This is a genomic window from Galbibacter sp. BG1 (assembly GCF_013391805.1).
Classification (GTDB): Bacteria; Bacteroidota; Bacteroidia; order Flavobacteriales; family Flavobacteriaceae; genus Galbibacter.
On the sequence record NZ_CP058364.1, the window covers coordinates 3488337 to 3511440 of the forward strand.

Genomic DNA, 23104 nt, shown 5'->3' on the forward strand with positions numbered 1-23104 from the left:
GTATGAAACAAGGTGTGCGCTTTCCCACCATAGAAGCATCAGCACCTAAATAGCGACAAACTCCGCCGGGAAGCTATTCACAAAAATATTTTAACATTTGTTTATATATTAACATAAATAATATAATAACTAACAATTTTACTATTGAAAGAGCAATATTTAATCGTTTACTATTTTTTTGGTAACAATACAACCCTTATTTGGTATGAAGGTGTGGAGAAGTAAGGTTAAAACCTGCGGGTTTTAAAATTCAAAAGCAAAAATGCACCTAAATAGAAATATCTACAATTAGTTTTACTTAAAAGGTAGAAAAGTAAGTTAGATAACGGATATTATTTAAGTTCGGTTTACATCATCCAGAAGCCATGGGTTTAAATGAACATCATCATCGGTGGTATGTAGCACACTAATACTACCTGTAGTTTCAAAAATCACAGCCTTCACATCCTCTAATCGCAATACATTAGCTTCTCTTAATTTTGCCCTTAAATCTTCTTCTGAAACACGTGCTTTTTTAAGATTGTTATGAAGAATTTTATCCTTATACATTAATAACAAAGGTGTATTGTCTATGGCATTTTTAAAAATTTTATAGCGCCTTAAGACTGCTGCTGATAATTGAAGTACATACGTCATCCCAAGACCAATAATTCCTTCCATCATACTCACCGTAGAGGATAAAATTGTAGTTGCTATAATACTACCAACTGCTACTGTCATGGCAAAATCGAAACTGGACATTTTTGAAAAACTTCGCTTTCCAAATATTCGTGTATATGCTATAACAGCAATATAAATGCCCGTAGCTGTTATAGAAATATTTACAATTGAATCCCATTTTAAATCAAATAAGCTTAAATCCATTCCAAAATTTTATTCGGTAAGATAAAAGAAGACCTGGGAATATCTGAACCCTTTTACCCAGGTTTTTAACTTGTATGAAACCGTTTGTTTCGAAACCTGCGAAATGGTATGGAAGAACCTTCTTTAGAAAGGCATTAGCGTTCAAATTTAAAGGGATAGCAATAATTATTTTTAATGGAGTTCTTAATTTAGATATACTTTTAAAAAAAAAATTCAATAACTTCAACATAATGAAAAAGATATTGTTTGTCCTCACTTCGCATAACCGAATGCTAAACCATCAAAAGAAAACGGGTGTATGGTTAGGGGAATTTACCGACCCTTATTACCAGTTTATAAATGAAGGGTTTGAGGTGTCTTTGTCATCACCCTTGGGAGGACGCCCACCGATAGATCCCCTAAGCAAACTCACCGAATATATTTCAGGAACCAACCGACGTTTCAAAAGTGATGAAAAAGCTCAAGAATCTTTTTCCAAAACCCGTTTTCTGGAAGAAGTACATGCCTACGATTACGATGCTCTATTCATCCCAGGTGGACATGGCCCCATGTGGGATCTCGCTAACTATAAAAAATGTGGTTCATTGATTTTGGAATTCTATGAGCAAGGGAAACCCATTGGTGCAGTTTGTCATGGGCCGGCGGCTCTGCTTTCGACATGCCAGCTAGAACCTTCATTTTTAAAGAATAAAAAAGTCACCTCTTTTTCTAATTTAGAAGAAAAATTGGTTCTTCGAAATAAAGATATTCCTTTCTATTTGGAAAACCGGCTTAAAGAAAATGATGCCGATTTTTCTACCAGCTTTCTTCCTTTTACACCGCATATAGTTAAAGATGGTTTACTCATAACGGGACAGAACCCTGCTTCGGCTGGAAATGTTGCACAAAAAATGATAGAGACATTAAGGGGAAGATAAGGTAATTAAAATTGATAGCTTATGAGTATTCTTTTTGCCAGTATTGTAGCCACCGTTGCCATGACCATTTTCTCCTATATAATTTCATGGTGGTCTCGGAAAAATTATTCTGAGCCCTATTGGTTGGCGCAATTAATTTACAAGCCAGTATTTGGCACTACATCCCTATCCTTTATCTTAGGTTGGCTTACTCATTTCCTAATTGGTTATCTCTTTGCTGTAATTTGGATAAAATCCCCTCTTATTGATGCCTCTCAAGATTGGAGGTATTTAATCGTGGGCGCTTTTTTTGGGTGCCTAGGTATTTTTAGTTGGATTCTTATTTTTCTATTTTCTCAAAAGAACGATAAAAGTTTTATAATCCCTTATTGCTGTCAACTCTTTTTTGCACACTTAGTCTACGGTATTACATTGATCAATTTCATTTAAGAATTGATAAAACATATCCCCAACAGATATTCAAAATCTGGGGAAATCAGCAAAAAGCATATACTCATAAAAAAGGCGGACGATACCATCATAGTATCGCCCGCCTTGTAATCACAAACTATAGACCTTTAATCCTTAATGTCTTCTAAGGTTTTTACTTCATTTAAATCGTTCATTATTTGGGTTCGTTGTTCCAGCACTAACATACGGGTAGAAACTGGTAAATCTTCCTCCAATACCTCGTCGTATTCTTCTACTGCTGCCTTATCTCCGCGAATGGACTCTTCCAACATAGCTTCTGCATCGTCTCCGGAGAAGAAACTTTTAATATCCATCCATGCCCGATGAGCGTCTCCAGTAAAACTTCCATCAGAATCTATTTCTAGTCCGAACTTGGTAGCCTCATCCCGCAACTGTGTGATAAATTGCAAACGTTTTGCAGCCTTATCCCTAAAATATACTTCTAATCCACTATGGTCTGCATTATCACTTGCATTGCTGTAGCCTTTGTGGGCGTCAACATTCTTTTCAATTAACGCCTTAATTCTCTTTTCAATTTTTTCTGTATAATCTGCCATAATTCAAAATTTTTAATTAATAATTAATTTAAAAACGAAATCCATATTTCCGTTTTTTGAGTAAACCTAAAACTGAATTTTATCTTAATCGAAGTGGTAAGGACATTTCCAATCTTTCTCCACTTTTCGCCCACTGTACTGTCTAGCCTCGCTACTGTTTCCAAAATCGTCGAGCATTGGGTTAATGCTACCTTGATATTCTTTATCCCTTCGCCTTATAAGGTCCCTAACGCGGTCATACCTATTTGCACTACGCAATAACTCAAATTGACTGTGTAGATTAAAAACAATCATGGGAAAAGGAGCACTTCTAGCATAGCGGGAAGATTCTGGATGCATCCCTACCACATAGAAGGAAACCCCATGCAAACTATAGCTGAACTTAGGAGAACCAGGATCAGAACTGGTATTTTCATCCCAAGCCTTGGTATCCAACTGATGTAGTTTGAATAAGAGCCGCCACAGTGCATTTTCAAATGTAATTTCATTGGAAAAAACTTCTTGTGTAAAAGCAGCAATAAAAGTTTGAAACTTCATTGTCTTTTCATCCACGTTTTCTATATACTTTTCTAAATCATTAAAGAGTTTTTCATAAGTATACTCGTGATGCATCTTACCATAATCGAATATTGTAATATTGTCATCTGCGACAACACTTTGCGCCATAACGCAGGGATGTTCATCTAAAATAAATTCCCGTATCGCTTCCTCGGCAGCCTTGGTTTTATTGCCAATTTCAATAATGTTGCTTTCTAGCATAGTATTTTTTAAGTGCTATACTTATTTGGGATGTATGTGATGAGACAATGAATTTTTTAAGTAACCTTTAAAAAACAAGTCGTTTAATTGAAATACTCTCAGATTAAAATCGGGGTTCTAATTACTAAAACCCCGATTTCTCAGCAATATACAATCCCCTAAATAAATATTAGTCGATCGCTTTTTTATTTAAACGTTGTTCCGCTATTTTATCCAATTTTTCATCGGCCTCATACTCTTCATCCAATGTTTTTTGCAGTTTTTTGGCAATATCCTTATGTCCAAGTTCTTTCGCATAGCGAACAGCGGTTCCATAACCAGAAATCTCGTAATGCTCTACCCTTTGGGCCTCAGCAATCAATCCAGCGTTTAGAACGTCTTGATCTGGATCTTCTTTTATAAAATCCTCGGCTTCCTTAATTAATCCTTTCATGGCCTTGCAAGTTTCCCCTTTCGGGTCAATATCAAGATCATCACAAATTTCTTTCAACCGGTCCCTATGATTTTTGGTTTCTTCCAAATGACTTTCAAAAGCTTCTTTTAACTTTTTATCTTTGGCATTTTTTACCATTTTTGGTAGGGCTTCAATAAGTTGTGATTCCGCACTATATAAATCTTTTAATTGATGTTCAAATAAGTCTTCTAATGTTTTCATATCAAATGTTTTTTTAATTCTGAAATAAAATTAGGTGATTAAAAGTCTCTCCATGAGCGCAATTAAGGTAATTATGGCTGTTATAAGATTGGTGCTGTTAATCTTTTAACAATGCCTGTTAAATTATTTACAAATAGCTAACTAGCAGTTGATTCACTCATCATAACACTCTAACTTTAAATAGTAAAACTAAAAAAAATAGAATTATGAAATATCCTAAAGAATTTAATCAAGAACCTCTCAAGGAACAACCCGGAAAAGAATCCGAAATGTCAATTAAACCTATAATAGTGAGGGATAATTATAGAGGTAGTGGAAAGTTAAAAAATAAGTCTGCCTTGATCACTGGAGGGGATAGCGGAATCGGTAAAAGTTGCGCAATTCACTTTGCAAAAGAAGGAGCCAATGTAGCAATTATATATTTTGATGAGTCGAAGGACGCAAAGGACACTCAAAAAGAAATTGAGGCGGAAGGCGTAAAATGTTTATTGCTCAAAGGGGATCTAAAGGATAAAGAGTTTTGTAAAGAAGCGGTAGAAAAAACAGTGGATACATTTGGACAATTAAATGTTGTGGTGAACAATGCTGCGGTTCAGTTCCAAGAAGAAGGTTTAGAAGATATAAAATATGAAAACTTATATGAAACCTACGAAACAAACGTGTACCCTTTATTTTACATAACCAAAGCCGCTATGCCCCATTTAAAGGAAGGAGACTGTATTATTAACACCACTTCCATTACGGCTTACCGAGGAAATCCCACCCTCATAGACTATTCCAGTTCAAAAGGGGCTATCTTATCCTTTACCAGAGCTTTGGCAGGATCTTTGGCAGATAAGGGAATCCGTGTGAATGCCGTAGCACCAGGCCCCATATGGACTGCACTTATTCCAGCCACATTAAAGGATTATAAAGAATTTGGGCAAGATACGCCAATTGGGAGAGCAGGCCAACCTGCTGAATTGGGGCCTGCCTATGTATTCCTAGCCTCTGAAGATAGTAGTTATGTAACAGGGCAAACCATACATGTAAATGGAGGCTCTATTATTGGTGGGTAAAAGTTTTAAATATCAAAATTACAGTATTAAAAAAGGTTTTGAAGAATACTTCAAAACCTTTTCCACCCCTATAAACAAACTATAACCCATTTCTCTTTTTCATAGCGATTTAGTTAGCTGCTTAATACTTTATCCATTTCCTTGGATATATCTTGGGTGAGCTTCTTGTTAATTTCTGTTAGACGGCGAATAGTTAAATCCTGACTCTTTGAGAATTTCATATTAAATCTGTCCAACTGATCCATGCTAAACGCAAAATGCTTAGTTAAAAATTCATTGTTTTGATCCATTAGCTTAATGGCCAAAATCAAGCTGTCGTAAATGGCATTTAAACTTTTAAACACTTCTACATCTGAGAGGATATTTAATTCATAATAATCCAAAACCTCTCTGATATCCTCAGAAGCTTTAAGTAGATTGTACCTCAAATTAGATTCCATCGTAGTAATTTTTCATTTTATATAAAATTACTAACATTGTAAAGGTGTTAAGACCTTAATTCGTGTCAATCTTAACGCTATTGAAATTTACATTCATAAAATTTGTTAACATCTACTCAAGACAATTCTGAACCCTAAATGTTTAGCTAATCCTCCTCCTCTTCCATTTCATCGTTAACTAGATGATGATCCCTACCAAGTCCGACTATGGAAATAATATCCGTTACCGTGGTATAAAGCATCAATACCACCGATACCATATAACCACTTAACAATGAAGAGAAAAAAAGGGATGTCCAATAAATATAGCGGTACCAGTTTGGAGGTACATTATCGGTTTCCGTTATTGGGAGGTTAAAGAATTCAAATAATATTAAGGCAGAAATGAATAAAACAGTATCGAACTTTGCTATTTGTATCACCTGTTTATAATGTTGATCCTTTAATTTAGACTCCACACCCGAACTTATCCCCAGCAATGTTAATATGAGTGCCAAAATAGTAGCAGAAGCTAGCACTATAGTGTTGCACAGCATAATTACCCCTTGGAGCGACGATTTAATAAGGTGTTTTGCCTCATATCCGGAAACATTTCCAAGTAGAAAAACTCCGACTCCAGTTAGAGCAAAAGTAATTATACCACCATATATGGCTTTTTTATTATTAACTAAAAATTTCATGCGTTTACTTCAGAGATTAGTTCATATTGAATGGGCTTAAAAGTCCCACCGTTACTGTCTTTTGCCGAACATGCCGTAAGGGCTATAATAAGATCCATTTCAGCCCTAAAAATTACGTGATCCCCAGGTTTAGTGGTTGGAGTTATTACTTTTAATGAACCAGATTCATCAAAAACCACATTCATAAAAATATTGAATGCCGTTGGAATTTCATCCTTGGAAACTCCATAGGGTTCCAGAGATTTACTAAGATTTTCCATACAGCTGGGATGGTACTCTTCCATTCCATAGAAATGTTTAAATGTCTTACGGTCGCAAGGAGCCAATAGAAAATCATTTCTTCCATTGGTATCCTCAATAATTTCAAGCATTTTATTACTACGATTGCTCCATAAAAAATTCCCTTTTGTAATCAGCAAGGATTTTTCGTAATCCAATGTTTTACCAGAGGACAGTTTTTCCTTGGCGTCTGCAGAATTTATAACCATCATATCGGATACCTGCTTGCCCTCGGGATCGATTACTTTCAATAATTCTCCTTTCTTCAGCAAAAAGGAATCACCGCTAAGTTTAGGGATAGTTTGAACCATATTATAAATTGGTTTTTTTCAAATTTTTAATTTTATTAATTGATGAATTGATCCCGTAAATTAAATACAATGGAAACGTGAGGCACCTGCCTGTTCTGGTCTAGACAGAGTGGATACATCCCGGTTACAAAAAACAATTCCCCGCACAAGCCAAACTTGTACTGATCTTTGTTTACCAACGCCACTGCCTGATCGTTCAATTCATACTTATCCATCTCACTCAATTTATAAAGTACTTCCCATATAAAATCTTCCATTTCAACATCATTTTTTACAAGCTCTTTTGGAAAAATAGCAATCACCGACTCCTCATTTTTCAATGTTTCCTCATAATTTCTAGCGAGATCTTCAAGACGGAGATACAAATGGGACATTTCTTTAAAACTAATGGAATTATAGGAATGAAGTGAGTTATTCATTTTCAATTCCTCTTTTCTATTAATAATGGCCACACTATTCTTAAAGTTAAGAGCGTGAATAGCTTCAGCACTAATTGCTTTTTGGTCTTTGCCGGGAAAGGATGGAAGTGCATTCATGGTAAATTATTTTTTATTGGTAAAATATATGATGAGCATATAGCTATTTAAGGTTAAGGACACTCCATTTGTAATAATAATTGGCCAATCGGACTTCATAATACCATATATTACCCAGAGAAGCACACCTATGACCAGTTGTATGAAAAAAAAGGGTGAAATATCATTTACATTACCTGTTTTTATCGCTTTCAAAATTTGTGGTATAACAGCTATAGTAACAAAAATTCCCGCTAACCATCCTATTACACCTACCATTTACTAATAATAAAAATTAAAAAAAATAAAATTAATTGAACCTTTCCTTAGAAACTATCACAAAAGAATTAATTAAGGACACGAACGAATAAATATCGGATTGTATATTGGAATCTATAATTTCATATTACTATTATTGTTCTTTCAATAATAACTTTGCACTTAACTATTTTTGCACATAATGAACCACACAAAAGACACTTTAATAATTGTTTTAGGCTCCCTAATTGTTATTGCTTTGGCTATCTGGGGGTTTTCCTTTCAAGATGATCTAGCCGATGGCATTAATTCTGTAGCGAACCCAGTAGAAATTGAAAAGAAATGGGAACTGCCTCATGAATTAAATGAAATAAGCGGAATGGATTGGTTGGAACCGGGAAAAGTTATCTGCGTACAGGACGAAGCGGGCATTCTATTTATTTACGACCTTAATGAAAACAGGATTTCCGAAGAAATTGAATTTGCCAAATCTGGAGATTATGAAGGGATTACTATAAACAAAAACGATGCATATGTCCTGAGGAGCGACGGACAATTGTTTGAAATAAAAGACTTCAGAAGCAATAAAAAAATAAATGACACGAATATTGGCTTTTCCGCAAAAGACAATATGGAATCCCTAGTTTTCGACCACAAAAATAACTACCTCCTCACCATGCCGAAAAACGTGAAAAGTTCGGCTGAGTTTATGGCTATTTACCAAATTCCACTGGACAGTAAGAAAGCAGATAAAACTCCAGAAATTAAAATTCCATTTGAGAATAAAGATTTAAAAACCACCAAGAGCCAAAAACTATTGAAAAGATTTAGTCCAAGTGACATTGCCATCCACCCTAAAACCGGCGATTATTACATCTTAGATGGAAAAAACCCTAAGTTGCTCATTCTAGATGCCAGCGGAAATCTACAGAAAATTAGAGAGCTCGACAGAAATCAGTTTGAGCAACCCGAGGGTATTACCTTCAGTCCGGACGGCACTTTATTTATTTCCAACGAAGCGGGTAAAAACAAGGCCAATATCCTACAAGTAAATTTGGATAATTAAATCCAATAAAATAAGTACATCTTAGCCTTAGTGACTCCGCACTTAATGGCTATGCGCTGCCTCCCCCTTTTTAAGCTCTGCCATTAAATAATAGGCGTTGTTCATAGCAAATACCATTTTGGGTGATTGTTCCTTTAGAAAATCAATAGCCCACCAACCTCCATCCTTGGCTTTCAATACCACCTCTTGAGGTGTGAAAAACCAATTTTCATCTTCCCGTTTTACTGAAAAAACAAAAGATTTATTGCCATCTGAAGCTATGGCACTTTCTGGAACTGCAACTGTCGAAGAACTATCCGTTTGGATGCGTCCTTGAATGTACATTCCAGGTATAAGACTGCTTTCGTTTTCAGCATCGTGACCTTCTTTGTTTTTAATCTCTGCATGTACATGAATGGCTTTAGGATTTTCTTCAAAAGTTTTACCTACCGAATAAATTTCTGCTATAAGTTCATCTCCACGGTTCGATTGAACACTAAACGCCACTTTTTGCCCCTTTTTAACTTTATGCACATCCTTTTCAAAAACCATCAAATCGGCATGGATATGGTGAGTATCTACAATTTCCATTAATTCTATATGAGGCTCTACGTACTGCCCCGTCTTAACTTTTACTTTTTGCACATATCCTTCAATAGGACTTTGTAATGCAACACGTTGACTAATACTGCCCTTTTTAATCTGAGTTGTGTTTACATTTAATTGTTTTAACTGCGCATCTAGACCATTTAACCTGCTTTGGGAACTTTGATATTCAGCCTCTGCTTTTTGAAAATTGGCACCACTGCCAACGCCAGCATCATAAAGCTTTTTTTGCCGCTCAAATTCTTTTTTCAGAAACTGACTGTCGCTATAGGCATTGAGATAATCGGTTTGTTTTTGAATAATATTGGGATGCGATAAATATGCTACTGTTTGTCCTTTCTCTACTTTATCTCCTTCAATAACCTCTATGGAAACTACATTTGCACCGACTACCGTGGTAATTCTAGCCTCGTTTTGAGGGGGAACTTCCAGGTGACCGTTGGCTTCCACATAACCACTCATATTCCTTTTACTCAAACTATCCACATTCATCTGCAGGGCTTCAAATTGTTTAGCGGTTAGCATTACTATTTCAATGCCTTGGTCAGGGTGTTTTTTTTCTGAATCCGATTTGTCTTCGTTTTTTTCTGTCACTTTACTTTCAGAATTCTCACAAGCAGTTAAGCCAAATAAGAATATGCATAGAGCAAACACCAAGTATCTATTTAAATTTTTCATGTAACTAATTATAATATTGTAGTTTAAAAACTGATTTAAGGTAATTATCAAGCGCCTCCAATGCGTCTAATTCCGTTTGAATAGCATCCCGTATAATTTGTGTGAAGGCCGCATAATCCACAGCACCTTCCTTGTAAGCCACCAAAGCACCCATTCGCTGTTCTTTGGCTAGCGGCAACGCTTTATTCTTATAAAAATCCCAAGAAACTTTCCATTTTTTATAGGTTTCTAAAGCTTGCTGATATTCCATTGTCAACTTTTGTTCGACATAATATGAGTTTGCTTCTGCTATTTCACTCTGTATTTTAGCTGCCTTAGATTGGCTCCGCTCCGTTCCAGACAGCAGAGGGACGGATATTCCTGCCTGGTAAGTGTAAAATCCGTCATTCCCATTTAACTTTTGCAATCCGCCCTGTACGTTGAATTTCGGGAGTAGATCTGATTTATTGGCTTTGTATTCGGCTTCCGCTTCAGCCAACTTTCCCTGTGAAAACTCCATTTCTGGATGCTTATTCACATTAAGCTTTACATTAACTACATCAATTTCATTTAGATCTAGACGTTCTGGAACCGTTAAGTAAGAGCGGTTCTCTTCAGTTTCCAGGGATGGTAACAACCAAAGGTTCAGCTTTTGCAAAGCAATGGTATAGTCGCTTTCCACTTGCTGCAGTTGATTATTTATCTGCAAAGCCTGATTTATTGCTGAAGAATATTCCAACCTAGAAATTGCTTCTACCTCGTAATTAAGCTGTATCGCTCTTTTAAATTGTTCGTAGATGGAATCGAGTTCTTGGTACAATACCATTTTTTGCTTTTGCCAATATACGATGGCCCAAGCCTTTTTGACTTCCTGCTCCACTTGAAGTTCTGATAAATTAAGAGCGGTTTCCGCCAACGCCATCCGTTGCTTTTGCAATTGCTGCTTTGAACCTATCCCGAATAAATTAATATTCTGTTGCCCCAAACCTATTACTGTATAAATACCTTGATCGCCCATAATTTCCTCCCCACCAGTAAATATCTGTGTTTTGCCAAAATCGTAAGCCATGCCGCGAAGCGATTCTTGCTTTTGAATTTCCAACCGTTTTGCCCTTAGCAAAGGATAATTTTTCTTGGAAAGCTCAACGGCATGTTTCAATGAAATTACTGTCAAAGAATCTTCTCGCCGCTCTGAAGCTTCCACCGATAACTTTAAATTATCCTGTTTAGAAATTGGCTTAGTTTGACCATGAACGTTCGTAAATATACACGAGAAGCCAATTACCATAACCATAGTTGCAAGTTTTGGGATTCGCTTTGATTTATTTTCTGATCGCTTTTCTATCCATTGATAAAAAATAGGGAGAATAAAAAGCGTCAACAGTGTAGAAGTTATCAACCCGCCAATAACTACGGTTGCAAGCGGTCTTTGTACTTCTGCCCCTGCCGATACCGATATGGCCATAGGTAGAAAGCCTAAAATATCTGTAAATGCGGTAAGCATTATGGGGCGGATCCTTCGTTTTGTCCCCTGAATAATACGTGCTTTTAGATTGGTAACCCCTTCTTCTTTCAGCTCATTCAATCCACTTATCATAACCAATCCATTTAACACCGCAACACCAAAAAGCACTATAAAACCAACCCCTGCAGATATGCTAAACGGCATATCCCTAAGCCAAAGGGCAAAAACACCGCCTATGGTTGCCATTGGAATTGCTAGATAAATCATAATCGTCTGTGTAAAAGATTTAAGGGCAAAATAAATTAAGATAAAAATAAGGAGTAGCGCAATGGGAACCACCGTTTGCAGTCTATTGCTAGCGCGCTCCAAATTTTCAAAAGCACCGCCATAGCGAATAAAATATCCTGGTGGTAGTTCGAATTCTTTGTCCAACTTTTGCTGAATATCCTGAACGACCGATTTTACATCGCGATCCCGAATATTAATCCCCACATACGTTCTGCGGTTGGTATTATCCCTACTTATCTGCATGGGCCCCAACTCATAACTTACCTCAGCAATTTCACGTAAAGGGATTTGCGAGCCATTGGGTAAATTTACAAAGAGATTTTGTAGGTCTTCAATACGCTCCCGTCTGTTTTGTTTTAACCTAACCACCAAATCGAACCGCTTCTCCCCTTCAAAAATAACTCCTGCTTTTCTTCCTGCAAATGCAGCCTCTACGGTATTGTTAAGTTGATTGATTTCCAAGCCATATTGTGCCAATTTGTTTCTGTGGTAGTTTATTGTTATCTGCGGAAGTCCTTCGGTGGCTTCCACTTTCATATCCCCAATTCCAGGTATGGTGGCAATTATTGCTCCCATTTCTTCGGCTTTGCTTGCCAAAACCTCCAAATCTTCACCAAACAATTTTATAGCTACATCTTCGCGTACGCCTGTAAGCAATTCGTTAAAACGCATTTCAATAGGTTGGGTAAATTCATAATTAACCCCAGGAACTACGCTTATCGCTTCTTTTATTTTTGAAATAAGTGCTGTTTTACTCTTGGCAGACGTCCATTCGTCTATCGGTTTTAAAATAATGAACACATCGGCAATATCCATTGGCATAGGATCTGTAGGTACATCTGCTACTCCAATACGACTAATCACTGATGTTGCCTCTGGAAATTCTGCCTTTATAATACGTTCTATTTTAGTGGTGGTTTCAATCGTTTCGGATAAAGAACTGCCAGGTTTTAAAATAGCATGAAAAGCAATGTCACCCTCGTCGAGTTGCGGAATGAACTCCCCTCCCATTCTAAAAAATACAAAGATTGCCATTGTAAACAGTGCCAATGCTAAACCTATTATCGTTTTTCCTTTTAAAAGGGATTTAGCCAACAAAGGCTCGTAGGTACGTTCCAACCAATTAACAAAACGATCCCCATAAGATTTTTTATTTCTGTTAGGAACGCGCAAAAACAAAGCAGAAACCATTGGGACATAGGTCAAGCAGAGAATCATAGCTCCTATCATTGCAAAAATAAATGTCAAAGCCATTGGCCGAAACATCTTGCCCTCCACGCCTTCCAAAGCTAGAATCGGCAAGAAAACAATGAGTATGATTAGCTGTCCGAAGAATGCAGCATTCATCATTTTCTTGGACGCCTTAGAAGCTATTTCGTCGCGTTTTGTGGCAGTTACTTTATTGTTTTTTTGTACATAGGAATACATCAAAAAAACTGTACTTTCCACAATAATTACGGCTCCGTCTACAATTATTCCAAAATCTATAGCCCCCAAGCTCATTAAGTTTGCCCAAACATCAAAAGCGTTCATCAAAATAAATGCGAACAATAAGGAAAGTGGAATGGTTGATGCTACAATTAGACCACCCCTCCAATTTCCTAAAAGCAAAACCAGTACAAATATTACAATGAGACCTCCTTCCAAAAGGTTTCCGGTTACCGTACCTGTAGTTTCCGCAATCAACTCACTACGATCTAAGAATGGTTTAATTGTAACCCCTGGAGGTAAGGATTTCTGGATTTGCTGCATGCGATCCCTTACCTGCTCAATTACTTCATTGGAATTCGCTCCTTTCAGCATTAAAATCATCCCCCCTACAGTTTCGCCCTTGCCGTCTTTAGTTAGTGCGCCGTAGCGAACTGCGCTTCCAAGCTTTACGTTGGCCACATCCTTTATTTTGATTGGAATTCCATCCACGGTTTTAATTACCATGCTTTCAATATCCGCTATCGATCTTGCCAAACCTTCACCCCGAATAAAATTGGCCTGATGGTTACGCTCGATATAAGCTCCCCCTGTATTTTGATTGTTTTTTTGGAGTGCAGAGAAAATATCGGAAATAGTAATATTTATGGCCCTAAGCTCATTGGGATCGACAGCTACTTCGTATTGCTTTTTCTGCCCGCCAAAAGCGTTTACTTCCACAACGCCGGGAACCATAGCCATTTGCCTACGAACAATCCAATCTTGCATGGTTCGTAGTTCGGTAGCTGAATATTTATCCTTGTAGTCCTCATCAACCTCTAGTGTGTATTGATAAATTTCACCCAGACCCGTTGAAATAGGTCCCATAAAAGGCTCTCCAAAACCCTCAGGGATTTGTGACTCGATTTCAGGTAATTTTTCAGCAACCAGCTGTCTTGGTAAATAGGTTCCCACTTCATCATCGAAAACTATTGTCACCACCGAAAGTCCAAAACGGGAAACAGAACGAATTTCCTTTACATTTGGAAGGTTGCTCATCGCAATTTCTACGGGATAGGTAACAAACTGCTCAATTTCTTCGGTTCCTAAATTTGGGGATTGGGTAATAACCTGAACTTGATTGTTTGTTATATCTGGAACGGCATCAATGGGAACTTGCGTCATGCTATATACACCGGCCACTATAAGAGCCAACGTGAGCAAGCCAACGATAAATTTGTTATTGATTGAAAAATCAATGATTTTATTAATCATGGATTATGTATTAATTCAGTTATAAAAATTTGTTTGTGAAATGCATAGGATAACATTGTAAATGACAATGCTTCTATTTTTTTAGAAACATTAAAAAAAAGACGTAGTTATCCTGTAAAAACTGAATTAAACGCGCGGAGGTTGCAATATGGAAAGTGGGATCTCTTTACCTACACTGTCGAAATGTGCAAAGTTATTGTAGGGAATTAGAGGTTGTAAAGGCTCGAAAGCTATAAGTTTAAAATTTATGGTATGCACGTGGCAGCAATGGCATTGGCAAAAGGGTGAACACAAATCGCAATCGTCGCCATGGTCACTATTAGAATCGACTATAGAAACCGTTAGGGAATCTTCAGTAGCATCTACAGTATCGTTGCATGGCAGTATGTTTAAAGCCATAAAATAGAAGACCAAGATGGTTGCTATAAATTTCATAAGGTAAATATAATGAAGATTTTAATGTTATAATAACATTTCAGCCATTGATAGTTATTCAAAATAAACAATTAATAATCAGAAACATATATTCACCATAGAATGGCAAACTGATTTTCAGAAATAAAATTTTATTCAAAATTTCGCTTTTTTCACCTACAACTGTAACATTCTAAAACTAGCTGTATCTTTATAATAAACGAATTACTTTTTGAGCCAACTAGAATTAAATACAGATCAACTATTGGTGTTGTGTAAAGAAGGAAAAAAATCGGCCCAACTAGCGATATACAACCGCTACTATAAAGCCATGTACAATACAGCTTTCCGTATTGTAAAAGATTCTTTCGAAGCCGAGGATGTGATGCAGGAGTCGTTTTTAAACGCGTTTACGAAACTCGACACTTTTAAGGCAGAAGTAACTTTTGGCGCTTGGTTGAAACGTATTGTAATTAACAAAAGTATTCATCATTACAGAAAGCAGCAAAAACTGAATAATGTTGCACTCGATGATGTTATTTACAGGGTTGAAGACAAGGATGAAGTTGAACCTGATTGTGAGTTGACCAACATTAAGGCTCAAAAAGTGTTGCAGACCATGAATATGTTGAAGGACAATTACAGAATTGCTTTGACCCTCTATTTAATTGAAGGGTACGATTATGAGGAAATAGGAGAAATTATGCAAGTAAGCTATGCAAATTGTAGAACTACAATTTCAAGGGCAAAAGACAGTTTAAGAAAAAAATTAGAAGCTATCGCTTATGAAGAAGAATGATAACATAGATGATCTTTTTAAAGGGTTACGGGATCAATGGGACGTAGAAGAACCAAGCCCCAACCACGAGCATCGGTTTCTGGAAAAGCTCAACGCCCAAAAAGAAACCAAATCTTTACCAGAAAAGAAGTTTGGCAATACATGGAAAATACTTTCCGTAGCCGCCTCCCTAGCAATTTTGCTTATTGTGGGCATTAAATTTTTCGGTACTTCTTCTACGGTTTCCAATACCACCGCAGAAGAACCTACCGAAGTACAAAAAACGCAGTTTTACTTTGCGTCTTTAATCAACGAGGAAATGGAAAAGATTCAAGCAGAATCTACTCCAGAAACCAAACAGATTGTTGCAGACGCCATGTTACAAATGAAAAAACTAAAACTCGATTACGAGAAGTTAGAAAAGGATCTCGCCAACGATGGAAACAGCAAACAAATCCTGCATGCCATGATTATTAATTTCCAAACACGTATAAATCTATTGCAGGACGTATTGGATCAAATGGAAGAATTTAAAAAATTAAATACCTCAAACAATGAAAACCAAATTATTTAAAATAGCATTCTTATTTTTTTGTGTTCCCTTACTAAGTATGGCTGCCGGCCCAGGGTGGAATGGCAAGTACACAAAGGAGAAAAAAATTAAAAAAGAATTTAGTGTGAGTCCGACATCGCTTCTAAAGCTTAACAATAACTACGGAAACCTCTACATTACTTCTTGGAATGAGAATAGAACTGTTATAGAAGTTCATATTAAAACCAACAGCAACAGTGAAGAAAAGGCACAGAAAAAGCTGGACGAAATTAATGTAGAATTCCAAGCCTCATCAAGCATGGTGTATGCCAGGACAATTTTTGAAAAAAGCGGTTGGAGCTGGGGAAACAACAACGTAAGTATGGAGATTAACTATACCGTTAAAGTTCCTGTTGGAAACACGTTGGATCTCGATAACGATTATGGCGGAATATACCTCAATGAAATTAACGGAGTAGCCAATATAAGCTGCGATTACGGGAAAATAGAAATTGGAAGTTTAAACGCAGACAACAATGTTTTAAAATTTGATTACACCTCTAAATCCACCATCGATTACATGAAAAGTGGAAAAATAAGTGCCGACTATTCTTCTTATGAAATTGATAAGGCTGGAGATATCATTATAAGCGCCGATTACACCAATTCTGAAATTAACCAGGCAAAGAATGTGGAATATTCCTGCGATTACGGAAGCATGAAAGTTAATAGAGCCAATAACATCCGTGGAACAGGGGATTACCTCTCTACCAGATTTGGAACTGTACATGGAAATGTGGATTTAAGTTCTGATTACGGTTCCATAAAAATTGAAGAAATGGCTGCCGATGCAGGAAACCTTCAAATTAAAAGCGATTATACCGGGATAAAGATTGGGTTCAACAGCAATTACCATTTCGATTTCCAAATTAATTTGGAATATGCCGGGATAAGTGGAGACACCGATTTTAATTACAGCATTAAAAGGGAAAAATCAACCGAGAATTATTACGAAGGCTACCACGGTAGTAAAGGGAAAAACAAACTGAGTATTACCTCAGACTACGGCGGCGTGAGTTTTGATAAGCGCTAATTAATCTACGGGAATTTTAACCAATGGGTTTCTAGAAAAGTACCTTTTTAGCAGATAATCAAAAATAAATACCTAATATTATTTTAAATCAACTCAAAAAATATCAGAAAAATGAAAAAATTAATTTTAATTGGTCTTGCTATCGCAAGTTTTTCTACCGCAAACGCACAATGGTGGGGCGGAAAAAAAGTTAAAGGAAATGGGAACGAACAAACCATTGAAAGAAACGTTGGTAACTACGATGAAGTAAGTGTTTCGGGATCTTTTGATGTAGATTTGGTTAGCGGAACCGAAGGAAAACTTACCGTTACTGCGGAAGAAAACCTACTTCCACATATCGTTACTGAAGTTAAAAATGGGGAATTGATAATTAAAACAGAACAAGGTTTTGAGTTAAAGCCCAGTTTCAACAAGGAAATTTTAATTGTGGTACCCTTTGAGAGTCTTAATGCGGTTTCTTTGGCCGGTTCTGGTGACGTAGTAACGAAGAGCACTATTAAAACCGAAAACTTTAAAGCGGATTTAGCGGGTTCAGGAGATTTAAATGTTTCTGTAGAATCCAAAACTGTAAAAAGTCGTCTAGCGGGGTCGGGAGACATTGAGCTAAGCGGTAAAACTACCGATTTTGAATGCAGTTTATCAGGCTCTGGGGATATCGATGCCAAGGGACTCAAGGCCGTCAATGTAGAGGCGAGCATTTCTGGATCTGGAGATATTGAGGTGCATTGCGATGGAGAACTAAAAGCTAGGGTTTCTGGTTCCGGGGATATTGATTATTATGGAAACCCTACTAAAGAAGATAGTAAGGTTTCGGGCTCTGGAGACGTTTCCAAAGGATAAAAAACAACCCATTTTCAAAATAAAACCCCAAAGATCCATAGGATTTTTGGGGTTCTTTTTTATAATGAATGTAGAGGCTATGCTTCTACTTCTTCTTTGCTTTCTACAGCAGCCAAATAACGTTCTGCGTCTAAAGCAGCCATACAGCCGGTTCCAGCAGCCGTTATTGCTTGGCGGTATTCTTTATCTTGAACATCGCCACTGGCAAAAACTCCAGGAATATTGGTCTTGGTAGATTTCCCCTTGGTTATAATATATCCGGTTTGGTCCATATCCAACTGTCCTTTAAAAATATCGGTATTTGGTTTGTGCCCAATAGCGATAAAGAGTCCGGTAATTTTTATTTCTTCCTTTTCTCCAGTTTGGTTGTTAACCATTCTCAAACCTTCAACCACTTGATCTCCCAAAACTTCTTCAACTTCCGTATAATACTTAACTTCTAGGTTTGCCGTATTGTTAACACGGTGTTGCATCGCTTTAGAGGCACGCATCTCCCCTTTTCTTACTAGTAAAGTAACCTTGTTACAAATATTGGCCAAATAAGTACTTTCTTCCGCAGCGGTATCTCCACCACCTACAATGGCAACATCCTGTCCTTTAAAAAAGAAACCATCGCAAACGGCACAGGCAGATACTCCACCTCCCCTTAGGCGTTGTTCACTTGGAAGCCCTAAATATTTAGCGGTCGCTCCTGTTGAAATAATAACCGTTTCTGCTTCTATATTGGTAGTATTGTCTACCACCGCTTTATGAATGCCTCCCACTTCTTTACTAAATTCTATAGAGGTAATCATCCCCATACGAACTTCAGTTCCAAAACGTTCGGCCTGTTGCTGCAGTTGAATCATCATGGAGGGACCATCAATTCCTTCTGGATATCCAGGAAAGTTATCCACTTCTGTGGTAGTCGTTAATTGTCCTCCTGGCTCCAAACCAGTATAGATTATAGGTTTCATATCTGCCCTAGCAGCATATATCGCAGCTGTGTATCCCGCAGGACCAGAGCCTATAATTAAACATTTTATTCTTTCAATTTTTTCAGACATGATAGATCCTTTCTAAATTTTATTACATCACAAAAGTAGGTTTTTTAGCAAAAATCTTACAGTTAAACCATGAAAAGTTATTATCAAACCATCAACAATAACTATGAAACATCTGTTTGTTAACGCGTGAATATCAATAATTCAACAAAATAAATATTTTATAATTTATTTCCTTAATTACCTGATTATTCGTAAATTAATACTACTTATTTTAATAACCTGTTAAAACAATGCATTATGAGAACAATTTTCTATCCTTTCGTTTTTATTGCAGCACTCATACTTTTATCGGGGAGTCCCAAAAATTACCATAATAATTCCTTAGAAGGTGTATGGGAACTGGTAGACCGCTATTCTTACGACGATAATAAGGTTGTAGATACCTTAAAAAATAACGACGGTTACAGACAAATTAAAATGTACCAAAAGGGAAAAGTAATGTGGACACGTTTTGTGCCCAAAGACTCCGTAGAATGGTTTGGTTACGGTTCGTATCAGACAACTCCCGACAAACTAGTAGAACGCTTGGAATATGGTTCTGCATCTATGATGCGTATTGTAGATACCATGCGGGTGTTTTCCTTTAAATTGGAAAAAAATAAAAACCATTTCAGTCAAATTACCGTGGACGGGGAAGGAAATGCTATTTTTTCTGAAAATTATAAGCGGGTAGAATAACAAATGTCGCTTCGGTGGAAGCATTCCATGCCTTTTTATTTTCAAAGAAATTTCCGAATTAAAACAGGAAGTAAAAGCAAATCGAACAATAAAGCGCTCAGCAACGTTAAGGCCGCCAAAAGACCAATAATCATATTGGGTTCACTTTTGGAAAATATCATTATTGCAAAACCAGAAAACAGAATAATGGTTGTAATTGTTAAGGCACGGCCCGTTTCTTTAAACGTATGTTCAAGCGCTTTCTCTTTATCTAAGCCATTCTTTAAACCTATTTTATAACTCCCCAAAAAATGAATGGTGTCGTCTACCGATATTCCAAAAACCAAAGCAAAAACAATGGATATGGAGGCTTCCAAAGGTATTTCTAAAAATCCTAAGACAGCTCCACATATAAGCAACGGCAGTACATTTACAATGACAGTGATTAACAACAGTTTTAGGTTTCTAAAAATTATTGCCATAAGAAGGCTCACCATAGAAATTGCCACCAGCAACCCTATAAAAATGTTGTTTCTCACCGAATTGGCATTGGCATCCATTAAATATCCCTTGCCAGTAAGTTTAAAATCTGCTAAACTCTTATCCAGGTTTTTATTTATGTATTCGTTTAAATCGTTATACACCATAAGTAAACTATCGGTTCCTATATCAAATACCCGTGCAGAAATACGGGCCTTAGAACTATCTTTATTCACATATCTATTAAATTGTTTTCTTCCCACATATTTTAAATCGTTGGAAATTTCCCTAAAATCTTCAGAGGAATGAGGAAGTTTATAGTATTCGTATTTATTTAAGTGGTGCGCCCTATTTAAAAATTTATAAAGTACCGTTACCGATTGAACGTTTTTAATTGACTTCTCCTTGGATAGGCGTTGCTGCAGTTTCTCTATTTCAGTTAGAATTTTATAATCGGTTATTTTATTGTTTCCCTTGGCCTCCACTTCTATTTCAAATGGTCTCAATCCCGCATAATTTTTCTGAAAAAAACTAAAATCGGCACTAATTTTACTTCCTTTCGGCAAACTTCTTTCAAATTTATAATTGGTATTAATTTGAAGAATTCCAAGAAGACAGATAGCCATTACCACAATACAACCAACAATTACTGCCCTACCTTTCTTCTTGCCTATCTTTTCTATAAACTTTAAGAATGTTTGTAACTGAATTGATTTTATTTTTCTTTTGAAGAGGTATTTTTTAGGTAAAATCAATAATGAAGAACCACCCAGTAAAAGAACAGTTACCAAAGTAATTATAACACTTAAAGCTGCCAAGAGACCAAATTCCCTAATACCTACAAGTGTTGAAGTATATAATGAAAGAAAACCTAGCGCTGTGGTCAACGACGTTAATAACAAAGCCATTCCCGTATTTTTTAGACCATTTTTCATTGCTAAGTACTTGGGAAGTCCGTTTTTCAATCCTAAAACATATTTATCAGATAAATGAATAAAATCGGACACCCCAACAATTAAAATAAGAATAGGGTAAAATGCGGAAAGGGCATTTAACTCTATTCCCAGTAAAACAATCATCCACAGAAATAACAACAAAGCTATTGTTATGGTTCCAAAAGCTATGATAACCATGGATAGCCTTCTATAAATAAAAAAAAGCAATAGGGATACAATTATAGAAGAAGCGATGGTTGTAAAGATCAATTCCGATCTCTGTAAGTCTACCAAGGCGCTATAAATAACGGGCCTTCCTAAGATATGGAATGTTTTTAAATCGTGCTTTAGCAGCATTTCTTCCAAATCGCCGAGTAAGGCAACTGATTGTTGATAGTCTAAATTTGCTTCTGTCTCCAAAACTACGACTAGGGAACCCGCATCCTTGTCTATAAAAGCATCTACGAATAAATTTTCTTCCTGTATGCGCTTCCAATCATTTTTATATTCCGCAGTATCTTCCACGTGAATAATGGGCAGTGAAATAAAGCCCAAAGAAGTTTTAAGCGGATAGCCCATGGTGGTTAGCGATTCGCTTTTATTTATAAAAGGTAGGGTCTTTGCTGCTTTTGAAAACGCTTGAAACTTTTCTAAAAATTCCTTTTCAAAAATGTTTGGTCTGTTTTCGATGGCTATCAATAAAAAACGGTCGTCGGTACCAAATTCTTTTACAAAATCCTTGTAAACAGACAATTCTTTATCGCCTTCTGGAAAAAACGAATCTACATCCAACGAAAACTTTAGTTTCGAAATGGAAAAAGTTGCCAGTATCGCCACAAGCAGAAAGACAATAACTATTGCTTTTTTATACTGAAAAAGTCTTTCCATTCTAATAAAAAAAGAAGATTAAGTGGGGAAATACAGAGATTATAAAGAAATGTAATTTTCTAACTTCAGGGTCCAATCGTAGTCTTTATAGTTTAAATCGATTCCTTTGGTCTGTGGGATAATTCCGTGTTTCTCAAGTATTTCTTTGGTACCACTTTTGCCTCCAAAATCTCCCCTAAACCAATTGAACAAAGAAGTTACCGCAACTTCCTTAGTTTTATCGTTGTACTCTGAAGTATTTTCAAGGTAACGCTTGGTTATGGTCTCTAATTGTTTGTCCAATTCCTTCGGATTGTAAATGGCAACGGGGGGACAATCTTTTGCTCCGCAATTTAGCGCGAAATGAATTCTGTAATCCCTTTTATCGGTTCTTAATGTACGCTCAAATTTATTGGGAAACCACGTACGAATATACCCCATTCCTAAATCCCATTGCGACTTTCTAATCATTCCATGTTCAATATCCCCAAAGGATAATTGCTTCCCTGCTATCTCGATCTGTTCTTTTTTAAAGAAACTGTTTCGATCTTCGTACAGTTTTGGGTTTTCCTGTAAAATAACTTGTATGTAGGCGTTGTAAATATTCAGCCAAAATGCGATTTTCTCATCGTTCGATTGTAAATCGGCACTTAATTCTTCCAAGGTTGTATTGGCCAATTTTTCTTGGTATTCTTCTGTATTTTTTCCTTCTTTAACAGCTAGTAAAAAGTTTTCAGACAATTCATTGAATTCAGATGCTGAAAAAGCTCCGTTATTCTTTTTTTCTTCGGAAGGAGCATAGCAAGAAACGGCTATGAATAAAAAAATGGCAATAAATTTCATTTAAGAGCAGTATTTAAATATGTTGTAGAATATACGAAAAAAATATAGCGCAAGTTTTATATATGTTTACAAATCGAATTGACAATGATTGCCTTGGCATTAAAATTTATCCTTTTTGAACCCTTAACCTTGT

The 23104-nt window shown here is 36.5% G+C and carries 24 protein-coding genes; 9 read left to right on the forward strand and 15 right to left on the reverse strand.

What is annotated here, in order from left to right:
* Window positions 1–336 precede the first annotated feature (336 nt).
* Window positions 337–864 (reverse strand): DUF421 domain-containing protein, encoded by a 528-nt coding sequence (locus HX109_RS15175; protein WP_178953549.1) that lies wholly within the window; start codon window positions 862–864, stop codon window positions 337–339.
* A gap of 230 nt (window positions 865–1094) precedes the next feature.
* Between HX109_RS15175 and HX109_RS15180 the strand changes: the two genes are divergently transcribed.
* Window positions 1095–1781 (forward strand): type 1 glutamine amidotransferase domain-containing protein, encoded by a 687-nt coding sequence (locus HX109_RS15180; protein ID WP_178953551.1) that lies wholly within the window; start codon window positions 1095–1097, stop codon window positions 1779–1781.
* A gap of 21 nt (window positions 1782–1802) precedes the next feature.
* A complete protein-coding gene (locus HX109_RS15185; RefSeq protein WP_178953553.1) occupies window positions 1803–2210 on the forward strand; it encodes a hypothetical protein in 408 nt (135 codons plus the stop codon).
* Between the two features lie 128 nt (window positions 2211–2338).
* Here the strand turns inward: HX109_RS15185 and HX109_RS15190 are convergent, their stop codons facing one another.
* From HX109_RS15190 to HX109_RS15200, 3 genes are all read right to left on the reverse strand, one after another.
* Window positions 2339–2788, reverse strand: coding sequence for a ferritin-like domain-containing protein (locus tag HX109_RS15190; RefSeq protein ID WP_178953555.1), 450 nt, complete (start codon window positions 2786–2788; stop codon window positions 2339–2341).
* 84 nt (window positions 2789–2872) lie between these two features.
* Window positions 2873–3547 carry a guanitoxin biosynthesis heme-dependent pre-guanitoxin N-hydroxylase GntA gene (gntA, locus tag HX109_RS15195; protein ID WP_178953557.1) on the reverse strand — a complete coding sequence of 225 codons (675 nt, stop codon included), beginning with the start codon at window positions 3545–3547 and terminating at the stop codon, window positions 2873–2875.
* Window positions 3548–3716: 169 nt separating this feature from the next.
* The gene (locus HX109_RS15200; RefSeq protein WP_178953558.1) at window positions 3717–4202 is read right to left on the reverse strand and encodes a ferritin-like domain-containing protein; all 486 of its coding nucleotides are present in this window, start codon (window positions 4200–4202) and stop codon (window positions 3717–3719) included.
* A gap of 206 nt (window positions 4203–4408) precedes the next feature.
* Here HX109_RS15200 and HX109_RS15205 point away from each other — a divergent pair, with 206 nt between their 5' ends.
* Entirely contained in the window at window positions 4409–5260 is an 852-nt protein-coding gene (locus tag HX109_RS15205) for an SDR family oxidoreductase (protein ID WP_178953560.1), read from the forward strand.
* Window positions 5261–5373: 113 nt separating this feature from the next.
* Here HX109_RS15205 and HX109_RS15210 read toward each other — a convergent pair whose 3' ends face one another.
* The 5 genes from HX109_RS15210 to HX109_RS15230 all read right to left on the reverse strand — a co-directional run bounded on the left by HX109_RS15210 (window position 5374) and on the right by HX109_RS15230 (window position 7764).
* Window positions 5374–5700, reverse strand: a complete 327-nt coding sequence (locus HX109_RS15210) for a hypothetical protein (protein ID WP_178953562.1) — start codon at window positions 5698–5700, stop codon at window positions 5374–5376.
* Between the two features lie 146 nt (window positions 5701–5846).
* A complete protein-coding gene (locus tag HX109_RS15215; protein WP_178953564.1) occupies window positions 5847–6380 on the reverse strand; it encodes a hypothetical protein in 534 nt (177 codons plus the stop codon).
* Complete coding sequence (locus HX109_RS15220; RefSeq protein ID WP_178953566.1) at window positions 6377–6970, reverse strand: DUF1989 domain-containing protein; 594 nt, start codon at window positions 6968–6970, stop codon at window positions 6377–6379. The genes HX109_RS15215 and HX109_RS15220 overlap by 4 nt, the downstream gene beginning before the upstream one ends.
* 35 nt (window positions 6971–7005) lie before the next feature.
* Window positions 7006–7506, reverse strand: coding sequence for a YqcI/YcgG family protein (locus HX109_RS15225; RefSeq protein ID WP_178953568.1), 501 nt, complete (start codon window positions 7504–7506; stop codon window positions 7006–7008).
* Between the two features lie 6 nt (window positions 7507–7512).
* On the reverse strand, window positions 7513–7764 hold the full coding sequence (locus HX109_RS15230; RefSeq protein ID WP_178953570.1) for a SemiSWEET family sugar transporter: 252 nt from the start codon (window positions 7762–7764) through the stop codon (window positions 7513–7515).
* Window positions 7765–7945: 181 nt separating this feature from the next.
* On the opposite strand from HX109_RS15230, the gene HX109_RS15235 reads away from it, so the two are divergent.
* Window positions 7946–8809, forward strand: a complete 864-nt coding sequence (locus HX109_RS15235; RefSeq protein ID WP_178953572.1) for an SdiA-regulated domain-containing protein — start codon at window positions 7946–7948, stop codon at window positions 8807–8809.
* Window positions 8810–8851: 42 nt separating this feature from the next.
* Here the strand turns inward: HX109_RS15235 and HX109_RS15240 are convergent, their stop codons facing one another.
* From HX109_RS15240 to HX109_RS15250, 3 genes are all read right to left on the reverse strand, one after another.
* The gene (locus HX109_RS15240) at window positions 8852–10072 is read right to left on the reverse strand and encodes an efflux RND transporter periplasmic adaptor subunit (RefSeq protein ID WP_178953574.1); all 1221 of its coding nucleotides are present in this window, start codon (window positions 10070–10072) and stop codon (window positions 8852–8854) included.
* A 4-nt stretch (window positions 10073–10076) separates the two neighbouring features.
* On the reverse strand, window positions 10077–14486 hold the full coding sequence (locus tag HX109_RS15245) for a CusA/CzcA family heavy metal efflux RND transporter (protein ID WP_178953576.1): 4410 nt from the start codon (window positions 14484–14486) through the stop codon (window positions 10077–10079).
* 126 nt (window positions 14487–14612) lie between these two features.
* Window positions 14613–14921 carry a DUF6660 family protein gene (locus tag HX109_RS15250; RefSeq protein WP_178953578.1) on the reverse strand — a complete coding sequence of 103 codons (309 nt, stop codon included), beginning with the start codon at window positions 14919–14921 and terminating at the stop codon, window positions 14613–14615.
* A 211-nt stretch (window positions 14922–15132) separates the two neighbouring features.
* On the opposite strand from HX109_RS15250, the gene HX109_RS15255 reads away from it, so the two are divergent.
* The 4 genes from HX109_RS15255 to HX109_RS15270 all read left to right on the forward strand — a co-directional run bounded on the left by HX109_RS15255 (window position 15133) and on the right by HX109_RS15270 (window position 18143).
* A complete protein-coding gene (locus HX109_RS15255) occupies window positions 15133–15699 on the forward strand; it encodes an RNA polymerase sigma factor (RefSeq protein ID WP_178953579.1) in 567 nt (188 codons plus the stop codon).
* On the forward strand, window positions 15686–16252 hold the full coding sequence (locus tag HX109_RS15260) for a hypothetical protein (protein ID WP_178953581.1): 567 nt from the start codon (window positions 15686–15688) through the stop codon (window positions 16250–16252). Before HX109_RS15255 ends, HX109_RS15260 begins: the two co-directional genes overlap by 14 nt.
* Window positions 16233–17303: a hypothetical protein gene (locus HX109_RS15265; RefSeq protein ID WP_178953583.1), complete on the forward strand. Its 1071-nt coding sequence runs from the start codon at window positions 16233–16235 to the stop codon at window positions 17301–17303. The genes HX109_RS15260 and HX109_RS15265 overlap by 20 nt, the downstream gene beginning before the upstream one ends.
* A gap of 111 nt (window positions 17304–17414) precedes the next feature.
* Window positions 17415–18143: a head GIN domain-containing protein gene (locus HX109_RS15270; RefSeq protein ID WP_178953585.1), complete on the forward strand. Its 729-nt coding sequence runs from the start codon at window positions 17415–17417 to the stop codon at window positions 18141–18143.
* A gap of 77 nt (window positions 18144–18220) precedes the next feature.
* On the opposite strand, the gene trxB is transcribed toward HX109_RS15270, so the two are convergent.
* Window positions 18221–19189, reverse strand: coding sequence for a thioredoxin-disulfide reductase (gene trxB, locus HX109_RS15275; RefSeq protein WP_178953587.1), 969 nt, complete (start codon window positions 19187–19189; stop codon window positions 18221–18223).
* A 237-nt stretch (window positions 19190–19426) separates the two neighbouring features.
* Here trxB and HX109_RS15280 point away from each other — a divergent pair, with 237 nt between their 5' ends.
* Window positions 19427–19867: a hypothetical protein gene (locus HX109_RS15280; RefSeq protein WP_178953589.1), complete on the forward strand. Its 441-nt coding sequence runs from the start codon at window positions 19427–19429 to the stop codon at window positions 19865–19867.
* Window positions 19868–19908: 41 nt separating this feature from the next.
* On the opposite strand, the gene HX109_RS15285 is transcribed toward HX109_RS15280, so the two are convergent.
* Window positions 19909–22149, reverse strand: coding sequence for an efflux RND transporter permease subunit (locus HX109_RS15285; RefSeq protein ID WP_178953591.1), 2241 nt, complete (start codon window positions 22147–22149; stop codon window positions 19909–19911).
* Between the two features lie 39 nt (window positions 22150–22188).
* Complete coding sequence (locus HX109_RS15290) at window positions 22189–22971, reverse strand: DUF547 domain-containing protein (RefSeq protein WP_178953593.1); 783 nt, start codon at window positions 22969–22971, stop codon at window positions 22189–22191.
* Between the last annotated feature and the right edge of the window lie 133 nt (window positions 22972–23104).